This window comes from Monashia sp. HAY1-5C (assembly GCF_056755255.1).
Window position 1 is genome coordinate 1 of the sequence record NZ_JBPGXG010000785.1, and the last position, 235, is coordinate 235.

General features: G+C 44.3%; 1 pseudogene. It reads right to left on the reverse strand.

The window, feature by feature from the left end:
- A pseudogene (locus ACR9ZK_RS23540) lies at window positions 1-235 on the reverse strand (NADH:flavin oxidoreductase/NADH oxidase); the annotation flags it as partial.

Sequence of the window (235 nt, forward strand, 5' to 3'; positions counted from 1 at the left end):
GGCAATGAAAATTAAATCTGCTTCATCATTGACGATAATATCATTCGCCTGAACAGCTTCGGTAATCATCCCGACTGTACCCGTTGCAATCCTGGTCTGTTGCCTGATAATGGATGAAAACGGAACCTGATAATTGGGAAAGACACGGTCCTTGCTTACATTTGCAAATCCACCGCCTGAAGCGGTGATGAGGTCTACGCCATTTTCTCTGAGGATTTTTGCCAGAATAATGCTG